The following is a 20530-nucleotide window of genomic DNA, read 5'->3' as shown; positions in this document are numbered from 1 at the left end:
ATATTTGCCACCGCAAATGCACTGTCCCATGGTGTAATGGTAACACAGCGGTTTTTGGTACCGTCGTTCAAGGTTCGAGTCCTTGTGGGACAACAAAGCAATCTTAATTTTAATAAGATTCTAAGATAGTTTACCTAATAAAGCATTTGCTACTTATTGTCCCATGGTGTAATGGTAACACAGCGGTTTTTGGTACCGTCGTTCAAGGTTCGAGTCCTTGTGGGACAACTTTTGAAACTATCAATTCTCAACACTCTCAGCCATCTTTTAATTTTAATAACTATATTCTAATATCGCATTGTGTAAATTAATGTTTTAGCAGATTAACGTAATTAAAAATCTTCAGTTTATTTAACGTCTATTTACATATCTTGTAAGTATTCTGGATAATAGAAAGTAATTACCTGATGTTTCTCTATTTTTAAGTAGGAATTGAAGTTTTCTTGAGTGTATTTTCAACCTTTTTATAGAAATAGACTCAAACGAGTAGGACAAAATCAATGCTTAATAAACTTAGCGAAATTATTTAAATCATGCGATGAGTCTGTTTTTTTAGGTTTGTTTAAAAAAAGACTTTAAGAGGTAGAACACATGTTTTGGTTTGGGGATTGATGTAAAAATTACTTTTATAAACAATAAGAATCTCTAACAAGTAAATTCAAACGTATTATTAAATATTTCAATGATGAAAAATATAATCTTGGTCCATGTATGCATGGTCTTTTTTGTGTCGATTTCTGTTTGTGGACAAAAGAAAGGGAGACAGAAACTATCCTTTAATAAAGATTGGAAATTTATCTTAAAAGATAGTTCGGTTTTTAAAACAAAGGATTTTGATGATTCTGATTGGAGGGAGTTAGATCTACCTCATGATTGGAGTATCGAACATAAAACCAGTAAAAAAAATTCAGGAAGAAACGCTTGGTTTCCAGGAGGAGTGGCATGGTATAGTAAAGAGTTTATCTTACCATCAGGTAGCCAAGAAAAACATGTGGAAATTCAATTCGATGGTATTTACAGACATTCAAAAATTTGGATAAATGGAGAGTATGTTGGTGCACAGTATGATGGTTATACGAGTTTTTATTTTGATATAACTGAATTTTTAAATCCAACTGGTCAGAGAAATAGAATAGCGATTAGGGTAGATAACTCAGTACAGCCTAATTGCAGATGGTACTCAGGTTCTGGTATCTATAGAAATTCTTGGTTAACCATTACAGATAAATTGCATATTAAAAACTGGGGAGTAAGTGTAACGACTCCTCAGGTTTCTAAATCTAAGGCTGTCGTTAAAGTGAATGCGGAGATAGAAAACTTTAAAGGATATGAGGACCTAATTGTAAAGACAACAGTTTATGACAAAAATAAAATTCTTGTGGCAAACTCTAATAAAGCTATCGTTGTTAATTTGCTAAAGGACTATAATGAAGAGTTAGAGCTAAACATATCAAATCCCAATTTATGGAGTGTTGATACTCCAAATATGTACAAGTTAGAAGTTGAGTTATGGACTCGAAACGAGTTGATAGATAGCTATGTCACTAATTTTGGAATAAGAGATATCAGATTTGATGCTGACAGAGGTTTTTTTCTGAACAATAAAAATCTCAAAATAAAAGGAGTTTGTTTGCATCACGAGGCAGGTTCTCTCGGAGCTGCTGTTCCTTTAGAGGTTTGGCAAAGGAGACTATCTAAGCTCAAATCTATAGGATGTAATGCAATTAGAACAGCACACAATCCGTTTGCTCCAGAATTCTTGGATTTATGTGATGAGATGGGATTTCTTGTAATGGATGAATTCGTGGATAAATGGAATCATGATGAGACTTATTTGTCAAAAAAAAATAAAAAAAGCAACTTTTTTAACCCTTCGGGTTTTGGAGATCCATTTTTTGAATTGGAATGGCAAAAAAATTACGAACAAACAATCAAGAGGGACAGAAATCATCCATCTGTAATTATTTGGAGTGTTGGTAACGAAAATCACAGCCCAGGTAGTGTTAATCAAAATGTAGGGTTAAAAAAATACACTTCTTTTGTTAGATCCATAGATAGCACAAGACCTGTAGTTTCTGGAATGGAACGAGGAAAAGATATGCCTTACAGACAAAAAATTAAAAATATATTAGATTCTTGCCAATTCATGGACTTAATAGCTCTTAACTACGGAGAGCAATGGTGTGAAGAAATAAAAAAACAGCATCCAGATAAAGCCTATTTAAGCACTGAGAGTTATAGGTATTTTAACAGTGAGTTAGAAAAAAGATTTGCTTCCATGGAAAAATCACCTTGGTTGGACGTGATGAGTAATGATTATAATGCTGGCTTATTTTTATGGTCTGGTATCGATTATTTGGGAGAGAGTAAAAGTTTTTCAAAATTAGGATCTAATTCAAGCTTAATTGACTTCGCAGGATTCAGAAGAGAGGTATCGTACTTATATCAAGCGTTATGGTCTGATGAGCCTATGGTGAGAATAGCCGTTTACAAGGGCGATTCGGACGATTTTTCTACATCAGGTAGATGGTCTTCTCCTCCTGTTAACGAAACATGGAACTTAGAAGAAGGAAAATCATACGATTTGGTAACCTATACAAATTGTGAATCTGTCAATCTCTACTTAAACAACCGTAAGATTGGAAATAAGCAGTTAAAAGACTTCTCTAATTGGATTGTTAAATGGAAAGAACTTAGGTTTGAGCCTGGTACATTGATTGCTAAAGGTGTTGTTGGGGGGCATGAGGTTTGCGAATTTAAATTAGATACTTACGAAAAACCAGAAAAAATAGATGTTCGAGTTTTTCCAGAGAAAATAAAGGAGGGGAGTGTGGTTCAAGTAGAGGTTCGTGTACTCGATAAAAAAAATCACTTAGCGAACATGGCTAGCCTAAATCTTAATTTTGATTTATCAGGTGATGCAAAAATTTTAGCGTTGGAAAATGGAAATCATCTCAATGTAGAAGGTTATACAAATAAAAATGAAATAAAAACTAACAAAGGGAGGTGTCTAATTGTTTTGAAGGTTAATACTTTTAAAGAAAAAATCACACTTCAAATAACATCTAAAAATCTTAAAACTAAAAGATTTCTTCTCAAACCTTGATTTTTATGATGTCTTAAAGCTATGTGTAAAATATTTTTAATAAATAGCTCTTCTAAGTTTGTATTTTTCACATTATCAGATGTTTATGTTTTTTTTGTGTTTTGGTAATAATGATGTTTAAGCACAAATTATTTATTAGTAGACATACATCGAGTGCATTAACTAAACTATTTTAGTCCCACATTAATTATAAAACAAATTACATTATGAAAAAACAATTACTTAAGATTGCAAGTGTAGCTTTATTATTGGGAGCTAGTGTTCAGTTAAATGCACAAAACATACTACCTGAAGCCGCTTTTGGATTTGAAAATGATGGCGATGTGACTTTTGGTGGGGCAGATCCAGCTACCAGAAACGGTGCAACTTCTCCTTCTAACATTGTCAATGCTATGACGCAAGTAGATGGTTTTACACAATCTAGTGAGCAAGCACAAAGCGGAACTTACAGTGCGAAAACTGATTTAGTTGCTATTGGTACTACAATACCAAAATTACAGACTTGGAGAGGTAGTAACGGAGGAAGTTTTTTTACCACCGTTGTAGATAACTACACTTTAAAAGTGTGGGTTTATTTAGTAGGGGATACTCCTACAACACTTAGGTTGAGTATGAATTCTCAGGCAGGTAACCCTGCAACAGCTTTCGATTTTACTGGTTTATCTAAAAACACATGGCATCAAGTAACAGCGAATTCAACAATTAATTCTGTTGAAGCTGAGGCAAATGGTTGGTTTAACGTTGATTATACAGGTTTCCAAGCATCCCCTGCTGCTGGTAGTGCAATATATATCGATAACATTACTATGGAATTAACTTCTACACTAAGTACAACGGTAGCTACTAAAATTGAGGGAGCTTCTGTAGATGCAAGTAATGGTGCTATTACTGTAACAGGTGCTAATTTAGATGCGGTTTATTCTATTACAGGTCAGCAAGTAGATGCTTCTGGTTTGGCAAGTGGAATTTATATCGTTAAAATTTCTAAAGGAAACAAGCAAGAATCTGTTAAAGTTATTTTGTAAGAAATACACTTTTTAAATTAAAAAGACCCGATAATTTTATCGGGTCTTTTTTTGTTTTGGTAAGTTCTTCAAACGCTTTTTTAGATAAATTATAATTAGATCAGTGGTAGTTCAGTCCTTCAGTAAACCTTTTAATTTTAAGACTTACCTTCGTTGGTGTTTCTTTGATGAAATTAAGCAGACAAAGAACATCGATCAAAAGCGCAAAATCAAAGTAAATAACTTTTTAAAAGCTCTATGGGTATATCAAACAAACGCATTTAAAAATTGCTAGAATAAGCCGCGCAAGTTTTTATTAAAAATAGTTTATTTTTGCAGCTCAAAAAAAATGTCAATGTGACATTTTTTTTACAATTGGCAGATGTTTTGCCATAAGAGCTACAACTATTATTGATAATCCTATTACCATGAGTAAAAAAGAAGATATACAAGAAGAAAAAATTGTTGAGGAGCAAGCTTCTACAGAACAAGTAGAAAGCACTAATGAAGCTTCGGACGAAGAAAAAACAAAAGAAACAGAGGAAGAACAGCCGTCTTCCGATGAGTTGATTCAAGCAGAAAAAGACAAGTACCTACGCTTGTTTGCGGAATTTGAGAACTACAAAAGACGTACTTCAAAAGAGCGTATCGAATTGTTTAAAACTGCGGGAAAAGATATCATCGTGTCATTATTACCTGTAATAGACGATTTTGACAGAGGAATGGTAGAAATCAACAAATCTGAGAACGAGGAATTAATTAAAGGAATTTCTTTAATTCAAGATAAGTTGGTTAAAACTTTAGAACAAAAAGGTTTAACAGCAGTAGAGGTTAATCAAGGAGATGCTTTTGATGCTGACACTCAAGAAGCAATTACTCAAATTCCTGCTCCAACGGAAGATTTAAAAGGAAAGGTAATTGATGTGGTTGAGAAAGGATACAAATTAGGTGAAACAATTATACGTTATCCTAAAGTAGTCATAGGACAATCATAGGTAGTATTAACGAACAATATTCAATTCGCAAAGAATAATTAGTGTAAACTACTAATTATTAATAGCAAAATCTTAATTGAAAAAATATGGCAAAACAAGATTTTTACGAAGTATTAGGAGTTTCTAAAGGAGCTACTGCTGCAGAGATAAAGAAAGGATACCGTAAAATGGCTGTTAAATATCATCCAGATAAAAACCCTGGAGATAAGGAAGCAGAGGAGAAATTTAAATTGGCTGCGGAAGCATACGAAGTTTTAAGTGACGAGAATAAAAAAGCCAGATACGACCAATACGGTCATCAAGCTTTTGAAGGTGGTCACGGAGGCGGAGGTGGAGGCTTTGGTGGTATGAACATGGACGACATTTTCAGTCAGTTTGGAGACATCTTTGGGGGCGGAGGCTTCGGAGGCGGTTTTGGCGGAGGTCAACGCGGTGGACGTAGAGGCATGGTTAAAGGTACCAATATGCGTATTCGTGTCAAACTAACCTTAGAGGAAATTGCTAATGGAGTAGATAAAAAAATTAAAGTCCGTAGAAAAAAACAAGCCAAAGGAGTTACTTACAGTACTTGCTCTACCTGTAACGGAGCAGGTCAAGTTATGCAAGTAACTAATACTATTTTGGGTAGAATGCAAACAGCTGCTACTTGTAATACTTGTGGTGGAGCAGGAGAGTCTATCAAAAGTAAACCTAACGGAGCAGATGCTCAAGGTCTAATCGTTGAAGAAGAAACCGTTACGATTAATATTCCAGCAGGAGTAACAGATGGAGTACAATTAAAAGTTGCCGGAAAAGGTAACGAAGCTCCTGGTAACAATTCTGTATCGGGAGATTTATTAGTGTTGATTGAAGAAATTCCACATAACACTTTAAAAAGAGAAGGAACTAATTTACATTACGACTTATATATAAGCTTTGCAGAAGCTGTTTTAGGAGTTGGGAAAGAAATAGAAACGGTATCCGGAAAAGTTAAAATTAAAATAGAAGCGGGAACTCAGTCTGGCAAAATTTTGAGGTTGAAAGGAAAAGGTTTACCTAGTATAGAAAGATACGGTAATGGAGATCTAATGGTGCATGTAAATGTTTGGACTCCTCAAGAGTTAAACAAAGAACAAGCAAAGTTTTTTGAGTCTAATTTAGATCACGAAAATTTTGATCCTAGCCCATCCAAATCAGACAAATCATTTTTTGATAAAGTTAAGGATATGTTCTCTTAACACACAAATGTTAAAAAGGTTAAAAAACAAGTGTTTTTTAACCTTTTTTCTTTGCTACATTGTATAAAGTACGTACCTTTGAACTGTTGTGTTATTTATAACACACTTTTTCTTTTTCATAGCAATTTTTCCCACCTAGTTTACTAGGTGGGTTTTTATTTTTAAAAACCAAAGATCATTGAAAAGTAGGTCGTCTTATCGCTGCGTATTTATACGGAGAGGAAAGTCCGAGCATCGTAGAACAGCATAGCGGATAACATCCGTCATTTCAAATTATTGAAAGAGGACAAGTGCAACAGAAAGCAAGTACAGTTCGGCTGTAGTGAAACCAGGTAAACTCTATGCGATGCAATGTCATGTATATTGGAGTCCTGACTTAGTTAGGTAAGAGTCGTTCGCTCAATTTCAAGGGGTAGGCAGATAAAGATTGTTGGCAACAGCAGTTTTAGATAAATGATAAGAATTCTAAATTTAATTTAGAAAACAGAACTCGGCTTATAGACCTACTTTTTATATTACGCTGTTTAATTTTTAACAAAAAGCAGAATACCGTAATTTATCATCAATATAAATATAATTTTCTACGTACAAATACTTGTTTTTGTGTGGTAAAATATGAGTTATTTTAAGAATTTGTTAAAAATCAAGTGTTTCGTTAAAGCTATTGATTTCTACTTTCGATATGGTAGTCTTATTTTGTATATTGGCAGACCAAAATAAATAATTCAGAAAATTCTATTTATGAGTACTTATAACGATTACATTAAAGAAATCGAAGAAAGAAAAGGTTTAGGCTTGAGCCCAAAACCTATCGATGGTGGTGAGTTGCTAAGCGAAATTATCGAGCAAATTAAAGATACAACCAACGCACACCGTAAAGATTCTCTTAACTTTTTTATTTATAACATAGTACCTGGTACTACCGAAGCAGCAGGAGTAAAAGCTAAATTCTTAAAAGAAATTATTCTTGGAGAATCTGCTGTAGAAGAAATTACACCAGCATTTGCCTTTGAGTTATTGTCTCATATGAAAGGTGGACCCTCTGTAGAAGTGTTATTAGATTTAGCTTTAGGAGAAGATGTAGATATTGCTAAAGATGCCGCTAAAGTATTAAAAACACAAGTATTTTTATACGAGGCGGATACTGAACGTTTAGAAGCTGCTTATAAAGCTGGAAATACCATTGCCAAAGAGCTTTTAGAAAGTTATGCCAAGGCTGAGTTTTTTACTGAATTACCGGAAGTAGAAGAAGAAATTGAAATTGTTACTTATATTGCTGGAGTGGGAGATATTTCTACAGATTTATTATCTCCAGGAGCAGATGCTCACTCAAGATCTGACCGTGAACTACACGGACAATGTATTTTTGAGCATAATAAAGACATGCAGAAAGAATTAACTGCATTAAAAGAAGAGCACTCAGATAAACGCGTAATGTTAGTTGCAGAAAGAGGTACAATGGGAGTTGGTTCTTCTAGAATGTCTGGTGTAAATAACGTTGCATTATGGACAGGTATCGCTGCCAGCCCATACGTTCCATTTATCAACATTGCTCCTGTAATTGCAGGAACCAATGGAATCTCTCCAATTTTCTTAACAACTGTTGGTGTAACAGGAGGGATTGGTATTGATTTACAAAATTGGGTTAAGAAAAAAGATGCTGATGGAAATGTAGTTTTTGATGCTGATGGAGAGCCTGTTTTAGAAGAAGTATATTCTGTAAAAACAGGAACTGTGTTAACCATTAACACAAAAGACAAAAAATTATACAAAGATGGAAAGGTTGTTAAAGACATTTCAACTGCTTTAACTCCACAAAAAGTTGAGTTTATCAAAGCAGGAGGATCTTATGCAGTTGTGTTTGGTAAAAAATTACAGACCTTAGCATCCAAGGTTTTAGGAATTGATATCGTACCAGTTTACGCCGCTTCTAAAGAAATTTCTATAGAAGGTCAAGGTCTAACAGCTGTTGAAAAAATATTCAACAAAAATGCTGTAGGTACTACTCCAGGAAAAACGTTACATGCAGGTTCTGATGTTCGTGTAGAAGTGAATATTGTAGGGTCTCAGGATACTACTGGTTTAATGACTTCTCAGGAGCTAGAATCCATGGCAGCAACCGTAATTTCTCCAATCGTTGACGGAGCTTACCAATCGGGATGTCATACGGCTTCTGTTTGGGATAGTAAGTCTAAAGCGAACATTCCTAGATTGATGAAATTCATGAATGACTTTGGATTGATTACAGCGCGTGACCCTAAAGGTCAATATCCTGCTATGACAGATGTGATTCACAAAGTATTGAATGATATTACCGTTGGTGATTGGGACATTATTATTGGTGGAGATTCTCATACTCGTATGTCAAAAGGTGTTGCTTTTGGAGCTGACTCTGGAACAGTAGCATTAGCTTTGGCAACAGGAGAGGCTACAATGCCAATTCCTCAATCTGTTAAAGTAACTTTTAAAGGAGAAATGAAAAGTTACATGGATTTCCGTGATGTAGTTCATGCAACTCAACAACAAATGTTAAAGCAATTTGGAGGTGAAAATGTATTCCAAGGTAGAATTATAGAAGTACATATTGGTACTTTAACTGCCGATCAAGCATTTACATTTACAGACTGGACAGCTGAAATGAAAGCTAAAGCTTCTATCTGTATTTCTGAGGATGATACTTTAATTGAATCTTTAGAGATTGCGAAAGGACGTATCCAAATCATGATTGATAAAGGAATGGATAACGCTAAGCAAGTATTAAAAGGTTTAGTAGACAAAGCAGATAAGAGAATTGCTGAAATAAAATCTGGAGAAAAACCAGCTTTAAGACCAGATTCTAATGCAAAGTATCATGCAGAAGTAGTAGTAGATTTAGATCAGATTATTGAACCAATGATTGCTGATCCTGATGTAAATAACGATGACGTTTCTAAACGTTACACACACGATACGATTAGACCATTATCTTTCTATGGTGGAACTAAAACGGTAGATTTAGGATTTGTAGGTTCTTGTATGGTGCACAAAGGGGATATGAAAATATTAGCTCAAATGTTAAAAAACATTGAAGCTCAACAAGGGAAAGTTGAATTTAAAGCTCCTTTAGTAGTAGCTCCTCCTACTTACAATATTGTAGATGAGTTAAAAGCAGAAGGTGACTGGGAAGTGTTGACTAAATACTCAGGGTTTGAGTTTGATGACAACGCTCCTAAAGCAGCAGCTCGTACCAAGTATGAAAACATGTTGTATTTGGAACGTCCAGGATGTAACTTATGTATGGGTAATCAAGAGAAAGCTGAACCAGGAGATACCGTAATGGCTACTTCTACTCGTTTATTCCAAGGAAGAGTTGTAAAAGATTCTGGAGAGAAAAAGGGTGAATCTCTATTATCTTCAACTCCAGTGGTAGTCTTGTCTACTGTTTTAGGAAGAACTCCTAATTTAGAAGAGTATCAAGCGGCTGTAGAGGGAATTAACTTAACTAAGTTTAAGCCTTCGTCTAAGTTATTAGTTTTATAATCTAGAGAAATACATTGTAATAGCAAAAAGCTCGAGTTTTAACTCGAGCTTTTTTTATGTCAAAAATGAAATTAGCGTGATTTTGACTCAACATAACAAAGTTTTGAAACTGTTTTTTGAGTGATTTTAGATAGAAAACTATATAGAAGTTCTATTTTAAGATAGTTAGCGTAGTTTTTCAACTCAAACTCTCACGTAATTTCACTTAAACCCATCTGTTGTTTTCAGATTAACCTTGCGATTAGTTTATTTATTGCTTTTAATCAATTATCAAACGTTCATATCCAAATGTATTTTTTGTAACTTAAAATCCGTAACAAAATATAAATCTGATAAAACAAATTTTATGGCTTTTGATATTGAAATGATAAAAAACGTATATGCTCGCATGAGCGAGCGTGTAGATGCAGCAAAAAAAATAGTAGGCAAACCATTAACCTTGTCTGAAAAGATTTTGTACAACCACCTTTGGGATGTAAATGCCTCAACGTCATTTAAAAGAGGAGTAGATTATGTTGATTTCGCTCCAGATAGAATAGCTTGTCAAGATGCAACTGCACAAATGGCTTTATTACAATTTATGCAAGCAGGAAAATCCAAAGTAGCAGTTCCTACCACAGTTCACTGCGATCATTTAATTCAAGCTAAAGAAGGTGCGGCTAAAGATTTACAGTTCGCAAATAAAACAAGTGCTGAGGTGTTTGATTTTTTATCGTCAGTATCGAATAAGTACGGAATTGGTTTTTGGAAACCTGGTGCAGGAATCATTCATCAAGTGGTTTTGGAAAATTATGCTTTCCCTGGAGGAATGATGATTGGTACGGATTCTCATACGGTAAATGCTGGTGGATTAGGAATGGTTGCCATAGGTGTTGGTGGGGCAGATGCTGTAGACGTAATGGCTGGTATGCCATGGGAATTAAAATTTCCCAAATTAATAGGAGTAAAATTAACTGGAAAATTATCGGGTTGGTCCTCTCCTAAAGACGTTATATTAAAAGTAGCGGGTATCTTAACCGTTAAAGGAGGGACAGGTGCAATTGTAGAATATTTTGGAGAAGGAGCCAAATCTTTGTCCTGTACAGGGAAAGGAACTATTTGTAATATGGGGGCAGAGATAGGAGCAACTACTTCTACTTTTGGATACGATGCTTCTATGGAACGTTACTTAAGAGCAACCGATAGGGCTGAAGTAGCAGATGCTGCAAACAAAGTAGCTACATATCTTACAGGGGATGATGAGGTGTATGCCAACCCTGAACAATATTTTGATCAAGTAATAGAAATTAATTTAAGTAAGTTAAAACCGCACATCAATGGACCTTTTTCTCCTGATTTGGCTTCAGAAGCTGGAGCGGATGTAAAAGCCAAAGCAGAAGCCAATGGTTGGCCATTAACGGTGGAATGGGGATTGATAGGTTCTTGTACCAATTCTTCTTACGAAGATTTATCTAGAGCAGCCTCTATTGCAAAGCAAGCCGTAGATAAGGGAATAGAAGTAAAGGCAGAGTTTGGAATCAATCCTGGTTCAGAACAGGTTCGTTATACAGCAGAGAGAGATGGTTTGCTACAAACTTTTGAAAACTTAGGAGCTAGAATTTTCACCAATGCTTGTGGACCCTGTATTGGTCAATGGGCTCGTTATTCAGATCCTAAAAATGCACCCAAAAATTCAATAGTACATTCGTTTAATAGGAATTTTGCCAAGCGTGCGGACGGTAACCCCAATACTCATGCATTCGTGACTTCTCCAGAATTGGTAGCAGCTATTGCTATTTCTGGGCGATTAGATTTTGATCCTACTAAAGATACTTTAACTAGTAAAAGTGGAGAGTCTGTTATGTTTGATGAGCCCGTAGGTGATGAGTTGCCTACCAAGGGATTTGATGTAGAAGATGCTGGATTTACTCCTCCCACAAAAGATGGTTCTGGAATAGAGGTCGTGGTGTCTCCAACATCGGAAAGGTTACAGTTGTTAACTCCTTTTGAGCCTTTAGGAACGAATATCAAAGGAGCTAAATTATTAATTAAAGCGTTTGGAAAATGTACAACCGACCATATTTCAATGGCAGGACCTTGGTTGCGTTTCCGTGGTCATTTAGACAATATATCTAATAATTGTTTGATAGGAGCTGTGAATGCTTTCAATAAAAAGACAGATATGGTAAAAAATCAACTAACAGGAGAATACGGATCTGTGCCTGCAACTGCAAGAGCCTACAAAGCAGCTGGAATTCCTTCAGTCGTTATAGGTGATCATAATTATGGAGAAGGGTCTTCAAGAGAGCATGCAGCCATGGAACCACGTCATTTAGGAGTAGCAGCGGTTATTGTAAAATCTTTTGCTCGTATCCACGAAACTAATTTGAAAAAACAAGGAATGCTAGGTCTGACATTTGATAACGAATCTGATTATGATTTAATTCAAGAAGATGATGTTTTCAATTTTACAGATTTAGATGGTTTTGCTCCCAATAAACCCATTACTCTAGAAATTGAGCATGCAGATGGATCATCAGACTTAATTAAGCTAAATCACACGTATAATGCGAGTCAAATAGCTTGGTACAAAGAAGGCTCTGCTTTAAATCTCATCAAAAAAGAAAACGCAGCTTAACATTTTAGAAATAAAAAAAGTTCTTACTTCAGAGTAAGAACTTTTTTTTGTGGTATCATTTATCAACCCATCAAAAAATAAATTGATTGGTTTTGATGTCGTATTGTATATCATCAGAATTAAAACTAGAAATGAGTTGCTGTTGAATACTATTGTCACTGCATTTCCCAACGTTAAAATTATTTTGATGAATAAGCATCAGTCTACTTGAGTGTTTTAGTGCCAAATTAATTTCATGAGTGGATATCAATACAGTTTTATTAGTTTCCTTAGTAATTTTTTTCAAGATTTTAAAGACGTTAATTTTATGATGAATATCTAAATGGGAAGTGGGTTCGTCTAATAAAATAATAGGGGTTTCTTGTGCCAAAGCTCTCGCAATCATTACTCTTTGCAATTGCCCATCACTAAGCGTTGATACTAGTTGATTATGCAGTTCACTTGTATTGGTAAGTTGCATTGCTTTCCGTATTATATGTTGGTCTTGTTCTGTGACCACGCCAAGCCAGTTTGTATAGGGCTGCCTTCCTAGAGCAATGGTTTCATACACAGTTAAAGAGTTTTCGGGTAGTTTTTCTGTTAGAACAATAGCTAGATTTTTGGCTATTATTTTTTGGGAGATGTTAGAAGCATCGTGGTTATTGATATAGTACTTGCCATCTAAAAAAGGAATCATACTAGCTAAAGTTTTTAACAAGGTAGATTTCCCAACTCCATTTCTTCCTAGCAGGCAAATCATCTCACCTTTATGCAGTTCAAAATTAATATTAGTACAAATTGTTTGGTTGCCGCTAGCATAACCAATGGATAATTTTTTTGCAGACAAAACAACATTTTTCATCAGCTATACTTTTTTGATTTGGAGATTAATAACCACACCACTACAGGTGCTCCAAACAAAGAGGTTATGGCATTAATCGGTAATGTTTTGTTAGCAATATTTATGTGAGATAAGGTGTCGCAGAAAAGCATAACGATGGCCCCTACAAAACATACTGCGGGTAAAAGAGTTTTGTGTTTAGAAGTTTTAAAAATTAATTTAGTAATATGAGGTATAGCGAGACCTATAAAAGCAATGGGGCCGACAAAGGCCGTAATACTCCCTGTTAATAGACTAGTAATTAAAAACACAAAAATTTCGGTTTTTTTTAGAGAAACTCCCAAGCTTTTTGCATAGTTTTCTCCCAAAAGTAAAGCATCCAAAGGTTTTATAATGATGATTAAACCTATAAAGCTCAGTATCCATATTCCGTACAATATAGACAGTTCTCCCCATTGCAAATTACCCAAACTACCAAAGCTCCAAAAAATGTATTGCTGTAATTCCGAGGCCGAACTAAAATAGCTGAGTATGCTTATAATAGCAGAGGCAAAGCTACCGAACATCAATCCTATAATGAGTATAGACATCGTGTTTTTTATATTTCTAGCAGCAATCATAATTACGCTCAAAACTACAAACGATCCTAAACTTGCACTTATGGGTATAGAGAAATTCATTAGTAAAGGAGAAAAACCAATAAAACTACTCCCCATAATCAACAAAGCAACTCCCAAACTTGCACCAGAACTTATTCCCAAAACAAAGGGACCAGCCAAAGGGTTTCTAAAATAGGTTTGCATTAACAAACCGCTAATTCCCAACCCAGCTCCAGTGATAATACTTGTTAAGGTCTTAGGAATTCTATATTGATTTACAATATAACTCACATTACTTTCTTCAATAAAAAACACACTTTTCCATACTTGATTAAAATTAATAGGAACACTTCCTGTGCTAATATTTAGAAAACATAAGACAACAAGAATTACAAATAATAGTGAAAAAGAGGAATAATATGTTTTTGGCTGTGTTAGCATATTACAAGTTTTGCAAAAACTCAATGAGTTTCTTCACAGCCAGACCCCTATGGCTAATCTTACTTTTTTCATCTAAACTCATTTCTGCAAAGGAAATGTCGTATCCTTTTGGTTTAAAAATAGGATCATATCCAAAACCTTCTCTACCTTGTTTAGAGGTCAAAATACTACCTTCACAAACCCCATCAAATAAATACTGTTTGTTGTTTAAGTTTAAACAGATAATAGTTTTAAAGTAGGCATCTCTTTGATCTTTATGATTAAGGTTTTTTAAAAGTAAGTCCATGTTCTTCTCGGCATTGCCGTCTTCACCAGCGTATCTGGCAGAATAAACTCCAGGGGCTCCATTTAAAGCACCTACAAGCAAGCCAGTATCATCAGCAAAGCAAGAATAGCCATATTTATCTGTAACATAATTGGCTTTTATTTTTGCGTTTCCTTCCAAGGTGTCTGCTGTTTCAGGAATGTCTTCGTTACATCCAATATCACTTAAAGAGAACAATTTTATATTGGGTAGCATAGCGGCTACCTCTTTTAATTTGTTTTTGTTGTGCGTTGCAAAAACTATTTCCATATGAAACATATTTTTTTAATGATTATTCGTGATGATAAGGTTCGTTTTTTAAGATAGTAAAACCTCTGTAAATCTGTTCTACCATAAATAAGCGAATCATTTGGTGGGAGAAAGTCATTTTGGATAAAGAAATTTTTCCTTTGGCTTTTTTGTACACGGTATCGGAAAAACCGTAGGGACCTCCAATTACAAACACAAGTTGTTTGATGCCTGTGTTCATCTTTTTTTGCAGAAAGTTTGCGAATTCAATAGACCTATAATCTTTACCTTTCTCGTCAAGTAGAATAAGGTTGTCTGTAGCCTGTATTCTCTTTAAGATCAATTCTCCTTCTTTTTCCTTTTGTTGGCTTTCAGAAAGATTTTTTACGTTCTTAATATCGGGTATAACATCAAGTTCAAACTTAATGTAGTGTTTAAGCCTATTCTGGTAATTCTCAATAAGTTGATTTAAATTTTTGTCATCGGTTTTACCAATGGCCAAAAGAATAATTTTCATACAATGTACTTTCTTAAAAATACAAATGTACTAAGAACCTTTTAGTTAAAAGTATTATTCAGCAGTTGCGTTTGGTGTATAGAAAAATTCTTCTTTTATGATTTTTTCATCCTTAACATGGTATACACACAGTTCGTCTAGTTGTACTCTACCCAACCCTCTAACGGTTACATCTACAGAAAGTTTAAAGCAAAAGTGATCATCAATAATCAAAGGATCAGACAACTCGTATTTGTGAATTTCTTGGGCCATTTCGTAAAACATAGCTGTTTTGCGTTGCACTTTTTTGATACCTCTAGTTTTTCTGTACCTAGTGGCTTGAGACTCTATACTTTCAATATCATCATCATATAACTCCACTTGAGCAAGAGCATTTTGACCTTGCCTACACAACTCAACCAATCTATTCGCAATTTTTTCCGTTGTCATGATTTTTTAAGTTTACTTTTTAATGCAAATTTAACGGAGGTATTATTTTGTGATGCTGATACATATAGGCTTTTTTTCTGTTTTTACGCATTTTATATAATTGGATAATTTTTTATTTTATGATAAAATGTATTTGTAGTATTTTATCTTTGCTTCAAAATAGAATTAATACATGATAAGCCAAGAGCAATTCGATAACGAAATTCAGTTGATTATAGCCAATGCTATAAGAGAAGATATAGGAGATGGAGATCATTCCTCTTTGGCGTGTATTCCCAACACAGCGCAAGGTAAGGCTAAGCTTTTAGTAAAAGATAATGGAATTATTGCTGGAGTAGATTTTGCACTCAAAGTTTTCAACTATGTAGATACTAGTCTAAGAGTTGAGGTTCTAATAAACGATGGTGAAAAAGTAACTTATGGAGACGTTGTGTTGTATGTAACAGGAAGTTCCCTTTCTATACTAAAAGCAGAAAGGTTAGTTTTAAATGCGATGCAACGAATGAGTGCTATTGCCACCAAGACTGCTTATTATGTAGATTTGCTAAAAGGCACAGGAACCAAAATTTTAGACACTAGAAAAACAACTCCTGGGATTAGAGCTTTAGAGAAATGGGCTGTTAAAATTGGAGGAGGGGAGAACCATAGATTTGCTTTATACGATATGATTATGTTAAAAGACAATCACATTGATTTTGCAGGAGGAGTATCTCAAGCAATTAAGCAAACCAAAAATTATTTAAAAGCCAATAATAAGGACTTGAAAATAATTGTAGAGGCTAGAAATTTAAAAGAAATAGAAGAAATTATTCAACATGATGGAATTCATAGAATTTTAATAGACAACTTCAATTATCAAGATACCAAAACAGCCGTTTCCTTAATAGGAGAAAAAGCAGGCACAGAATCTTCTGGTGGAATTAACGAAGATACGATTAGAGAATACGCAAATTGCGGTGTGCAATATATTTCGTCTGGAGCCCTAACACACTCAGTTTATAATTTAGATTTAAGTTTAAAAGCAGTAGAATAAACAACGTGTTAAAAACTAAAGAGATACATAAAAAAGATTCTGTAGAAAAAGAATTAAAAGCTGTACCTGTAGTAAATTGGTTTGTAAGAACGGGTAAAAAAATACCTGTTCCCGGTTTAGAAGGAATGAGTTTTTACGATTTACTAGAAATGTATTTCTTAGGAATTATTAAAGGAGCCCTAACTTCAAGAGCAGGAGGAATTTCTTACAGTTTTTTCATGGCATTGTTTCCGTTTATGCTATTCATGCTTACCTTAATACCATACATTCCCATTGATGGTTTTCAGAACAGTTTTATGATGCTCGTTTCTGACCTGCTACCTCCAGATACCTTTAACGCCGTAGAATCTGTTCTAAGAGATATTGCCAATAACAAATACGGAGGACTTTTATCTTTTGGTTTTTTAGTCTCCATTTTTTTGATGACTAATGGTGTAAACGCTGTGTTTGCAGCTTTTGAATACTCGGTACACGTTCAAAAAATAAGGAACGTAGTAAGGCAATACTTAATTTCACTCGGAACCTCAATCACCATGTCCGTTATGCTAATTTTAACAGTAGCGGCAACAATATTTTTCGAGTTCGGTTTAGATTTTTTAACAAAAAACGGTTGGTTACCAAGCAATATTTTATGGATGGGAAATCTACGTTACCTTTTGTTTATGTTCCTAATATTCTGTACCGTTTCAATGCTGTATTATTTCGGAACTAGAGAAGGTAGGCAAACGCGATTTTTTTCAGCAGGCTCAGTGTTAACTACAATCCTCTCGCTGTTAACTTTCTATGGCTTTGGAATTTATGTAGTCAAATTCTCAAAGTACAACGAACTATATGGTTCCATAGGTACTCTTTTGGTATTAATGCTATTTATTTGGTTAAATGCCATTATACTACTGTTGGGATTCGAACTGAATGCAAGTATTACCAGACTAAAAAATCAGCAAAGAACAAAAAGCAGCTAGTTTAGATTTTTTTTCGTGACAGACATTTTACAATTATTCAGGGCGTTCCCCTTGTGGGTTGGGCTATTCGCTATATCTTTTACTAGTTTTCGATACAAATTTATTCCGTTCCACTCCACAAATTCACTCAAACCGACCGTAAAAGGATGCCGCTACTATCCCTAACGCAAAAAGTAAAGTTTACTAAAGGTATAAGACAGAAAAAATATCATCAAATCATAACATTCTAATAGAGGTTAAGAGCTCCAAAATCTCTAACCTCACCAACCACCAACCACCAACCACCAACCACCAACCACCAACCACCAACCATCAACCACCAACTATCCATATTAACCCCCTGACTAGTAACCCACTAAAAAAAGACACAAAAACTTCACGAAAAAAGTATATAAAAACATTAAAATATGCGTATGTTTGCAGCCCCTTAGTAGCGAGAACTATTTTAGTTATAAAGGGATAAGATCAGATACATGATATAACATTTAATAAAGGAGATTCTCCTTTACAAACGAGTAAAAAAAAGATTTAGAAATAAATCAACAATTATTTGTTTGGGATTAAATAAAGTTAGTATATTTGCATCCGCTTAGCGAAGCAGCTAAGTTATAAAGTCACTATGTGACAAAGTTCATTGAGAAATTTGAAATTGACAGCGTAAATTAGAGCGTAAATTACATGACTAGATCATGAGATTTTTTTGAGCATCGTCTAAATAAGCAGTGAGAGCTGTAAAAAAATAACGATGAAGAGTTTGATCCTGGCTCAGGATGAACGCTAGCGGCAGGCTTAACACATGCAAGTCGAGGGGTAACAGGGATAGCTTGCTATTTGCTGACGACCGGCGCACGGGTGCGTAACGCGTATAGAACCTACCATAAACAGGAGGATACCCTTTGGAAACGAAGACTAATACTCCATGGCGATATGATTTGGCATCAGATTATATTTAAAGATTTATTGGTTTATGATGGCTATGCGTCTTATTAGCTAGATGGTAAGGTAACGGCTTACCATGGCAACGATAAGTAGGGGTCCTGAGAGGGAGATCCCCCACACTGGTACTGAGACACGGACCAGACTCCTACGGGAGGCAGCAGTGAGGAATATTGGTCAATGGAGGCAACTCTGAACCAGCCATGCCGCGTGAAGGATGACTGCCCTATGGGTTGTAAACTTCTTTTATAGAGGAAGAAACGTGGTTACGAGTAATCATTTGACGGTACTCTACGAATAAGGACCGGCTAACTCCGTGCCAGCAGCCGCGGTAATACGGAGGGTCCAAGCGTTATCCGGAATCATTGGGTTTAAAGGGTTCGTAGGCGGGCTAATCAGTCAGAGGTGAAATCCAGCAGCTTAACTGTTGAACTGCCTTTGATACTGTTAGTCTTGAGTTATATGGAAGTAGATAGAATATGTAGTGTAGCGGTGAAATGCATAGATATTACATAGAATACCGATTGCGAAGGCAGTCTACTACGTATATACTGACGCTGATGAACGAAAGCGTGGGGAGCGAACGGGATTAGATACCCCGGTAGTCCACGCCGTAAACGATGGACACTAGTTGTTGGGCACAAGTTCAGTGACTAAGCGAAAGTGATAAGTGTCCCACCTGGGGAGTACGGTCGCAAGATTGAAACTCAAAGGAATTGACGGGGGCCCGCACAAGCGGTGGAGCATGTGGTTTAATTCGATGATACGCGAGGAACCTTACCAGGGCTTAAATGTAGGATGCATTGTTTAGAGATAGACATTTCTTCGGACTTCTTACAAGGTGCTGCATGGTTGTCGTCAGCTCGTGCCGTGAGGTGTCAGGTTAAGTCCTATAACGAGCGCAACCCCTATTTTTAGTTGCTAACAGGTTAAGCTGAGGACTCTAGAGAGACTGCCGGTGCAAACCGCGAGGAAGGTGGGGATGACGTCAAATCATCACGGCCCTTACGTCCTGGGCTACACACGTGCTACAATGGTAATGACAGAGGGCAGCTACCTGGTGACAGGATGCGAATCTTCAAACATTATCACAGTTCGGATTGGAGTCTGCAACTCGACTCCATGAAGCTGGAATCGCTAGTAATCGCATATCAGCCATGATGCGGTGAATACGTTCCCGGGCCTTGTACACACCGCCCGTCAAGCCATGGAAGCTGGGAGTGCCTGAAGTCGGTCACCGTTAAGGAGCCGCCTAGGGTAAAACTGGTAACTAGGGCTAAGTCGTAACAAGGTAGCCGTACCGGAAGGTGCGGCTGGAACACCTCCTTTCTAGAGAAACGAGATGTATGTTACAAAGAGATTATTTACCTCTAAGCTGTTAATTTAAAAAGATATAGAATACAATCACATATTGAGTCTCGTAGCTCAGCTGGTTAGAGCGCTACACTGATAATGTAGAGGTCGGCAGTTCGAGTCTGCCCGAGACTACAAACAAAGTTTGTTTAGGCAGGCATTAGTTACTAAAAGATTACTTAGGAAAGTAAGATTTAGATTGTATTTTAAAAAGGAAATTCTAGAAGCAACGCAATTCAATTAGCAATTGACAATAAGCAATTAACAATTATTGAAAATTGTATATTGGGGATTGTTCATTGCAAATAAGGGGGATTAGCTCAGCTGGCTAGAGCGCTTGCCTTGCACGCAAGAGGTCATCGGTTCGACTCCGATATTCTCCACAATAGATTGACGATTGATTATTTTACATTGACTATTTAATAATCA

General features: G+C 35.7%; 13 protein-coding genes, 4 tRNA genes, 1 rRNA gene and 1 other RNA gene. 14 read left to right on the top strand and 5 right to left on the bottom strand.

Features of this window, described 5'->3' with window-relative positions; all coding sequences use genetic code 11:
• The first annotated feature begins 22 nt into the window (after positions 1–22).
• From ACXGQW_RS02525 to ACXGQW_RS02485, 9 genes are all read left to right on the top strand, one after another.
• Positions 23–93: transfer RNA gene (locus ACXGQW_RS02525), tRNA-Gln, on the top strand.
• Between the two features lie 64 nt (positions 94–157).
• Positions 158–228, top strand: a tRNA-Gln gene (locus tag ACXGQW_RS02520).
• A 457-nt stretch (positions 229–685) separates the two neighbouring features.
• On the top strand, positions 686–3106 hold the full coding sequence (locus tag ACXGQW_RS02515) for a glycoside hydrolase family 2 TIM barrel-domain containing protein (RefSeq protein ID WP_457823532.1): 2421 nt from the start codon (positions 686–688) through the stop codon (positions 3104–3106).
• Positions 3107–3312: 206 nt separating this feature from the next.
• The gene (locus ACXGQW_RS02510) at positions 3313–4131 is read left to right on the top strand and encodes a T9SS type A sorting domain-containing protein (RefSeq protein WP_457823531.1); all 819 of its coding nucleotides are present in this window, start codon (positions 3313–3315) and stop codon (positions 4129–4131) included.
• A gap of 407 nt (positions 4132–4538) precedes the next feature.
• Positions 4539–5105, top strand: coding sequence for a nucleotide exchange factor GrpE (locus tag ACXGQW_RS02505; protein ID WP_457823530.1), 567 nt, complete (start codon positions 4539–4541; stop codon positions 5103–5105).
• Between the two features lie 86 nt (positions 5106–5191).
• Positions 5192–6322, top strand: coding sequence for a molecular chaperone DnaJ (gene dnaJ, locus ACXGQW_RS02500; protein WP_457823529.1), 1131 nt, complete (start codon positions 5192–5194; stop codon positions 6320–6322).
• 182 nt (positions 6323–6504) lie between these two features.
• An RNA gene (gene rnpB / locus ACXGQW_RS02495) (RNase P RNA component class A) lies at positions 6505–6836 on the top strand.
• Positions 6837–7063: 227 nt separating this feature from the next.
• Positions 7064–9841, top strand: coding sequence for a bifunctional aconitate hydratase 2/2-methylisocitrate dehydratase (locus ACXGQW_RS02490; RefSeq protein WP_457823528.1), 2778 nt, complete (start codon positions 7064–7066; stop codon positions 9839–9841).
• A 346-nt stretch (positions 9842–10187) separates the two neighbouring features.
• Positions 10188–12458: an aconitate hydratase gene (locus ACXGQW_RS02485; protein WP_457823527.1), complete on the top strand. Its 2271-nt coding sequence runs from the start codon at positions 10188–10190 to the stop codon at positions 12456–12458.
• 70 nt (positions 12459–12528) lie between these two features.
• Here the strand turns inward: ACXGQW_RS02485 and ACXGQW_RS02480 are convergent, their stop codons facing one another.
• From ACXGQW_RS02480 to ACXGQW_RS02460, 5 genes are read right to left on the bottom strand one after another with little or no spacing between them, the layout of a single operon-like run.
• On the bottom strand, positions 12529–13299 hold the full coding sequence (locus ACXGQW_RS02480) for an ABC transporter ATP-binding protein (protein WP_457823526.1): 771 nt from the start codon (positions 13297–13299) through the stop codon (positions 12529–12531).
• Positions 13299–14318, bottom strand: coding sequence for an iron chelate uptake ABC transporter family permease subunit (locus ACXGQW_RS02475; RefSeq protein WP_457823525.1), 1020 nt, complete (start codon positions 14316–14318; stop codon positions 13299–13301). Before ACXGQW_RS02475 ends, ACXGQW_RS02480 begins: the two co-directional genes overlap by 1 nt.
• Position 14319: 1 nt before the next feature.
• Positions 14320–14892: a non-canonical purine NTP diphosphatase gene (locus ACXGQW_RS02470; RefSeq protein ID WP_457823524.1), complete on the bottom strand. Its 573-nt coding sequence runs from the start codon at positions 14890–14892 to the stop codon at positions 14320–14322.
• 22 nt (positions 14893–14914) lie between these two features.
• Positions 14915–15388: a 23S rRNA (pseudouridine(1915)-N(3))-methyltransferase RlmH gene (gene rlmH / locus ACXGQW_RS02465; protein WP_457823523.1), complete on the bottom strand. Its 474-nt coding sequence runs from the start codon at positions 15386–15388 to the stop codon at positions 14915–14917.
• A 54-nt stretch (positions 15389–15442) separates the two neighbouring features.
• Positions 15443–15817: a SnoaL-like domain-containing protein gene (locus ACXGQW_RS02460; protein WP_457823522.1), complete on the bottom strand. Its 375-nt coding sequence runs from the start codon at positions 15815–15817 to the stop codon at positions 15443–15445.
• 172 nt (positions 15818–15989) lie between these two features.
• Between ACXGQW_RS02460 and nadC the strand changes: the two genes are divergently transcribed.
• The 5 genes from nadC to ACXGQW_RS02435 all read left to right on the top strand — a co-directional run bounded on the left by nadC (position 15990) and on the right by ACXGQW_RS02435 (position 20484).
• Complete coding sequence (gene nadC, locus ACXGQW_RS02455) at positions 15990–16850, top strand: carboxylating nicotinate-nucleotide diphosphorylase (protein WP_457823521.1); 861 nt, start codon at positions 15990–15992, stop codon at positions 16848–16850.
• Positions 16851–16855: 5 nt separating this feature from the next.
• Positions 16856–17812 (top strand): YihY/virulence factor BrkB family protein, encoded by a 957-nt coding sequence (locus ACXGQW_RS02450; protein WP_457823520.1) that lies wholly within the window; start codon positions 16856–16858, stop codon positions 17810–17812.
• Positions 17813–18554: 742 nt separating this feature from the next.
• Positions 18555–20077, top strand: a 16S ribosomal RNA gene (locus tag ACXGQW_RS02445).
• 85 nt (positions 20078–20162) lie between these two features.
• Positions 20163–20236 (top strand) — tRNA-Ile (locus ACXGQW_RS02440).
• Positions 20237–20410: 174 nt separating this feature from the next.
• Positions 20411–20484 (top strand) — tRNA-Ala (locus ACXGQW_RS02435).
• The last annotated feature ends 46 nt before the right edge of the window (positions 20485–20530 follow it).

It is taken from the genome of Wenyingzhuangia sp. IMCC45533 (assembly GCF_054111225.1).
Note: the sequence above shows the minus strand (reverse complement) of the source record. Positions and strands in the feature narration are given on the sequence as shown.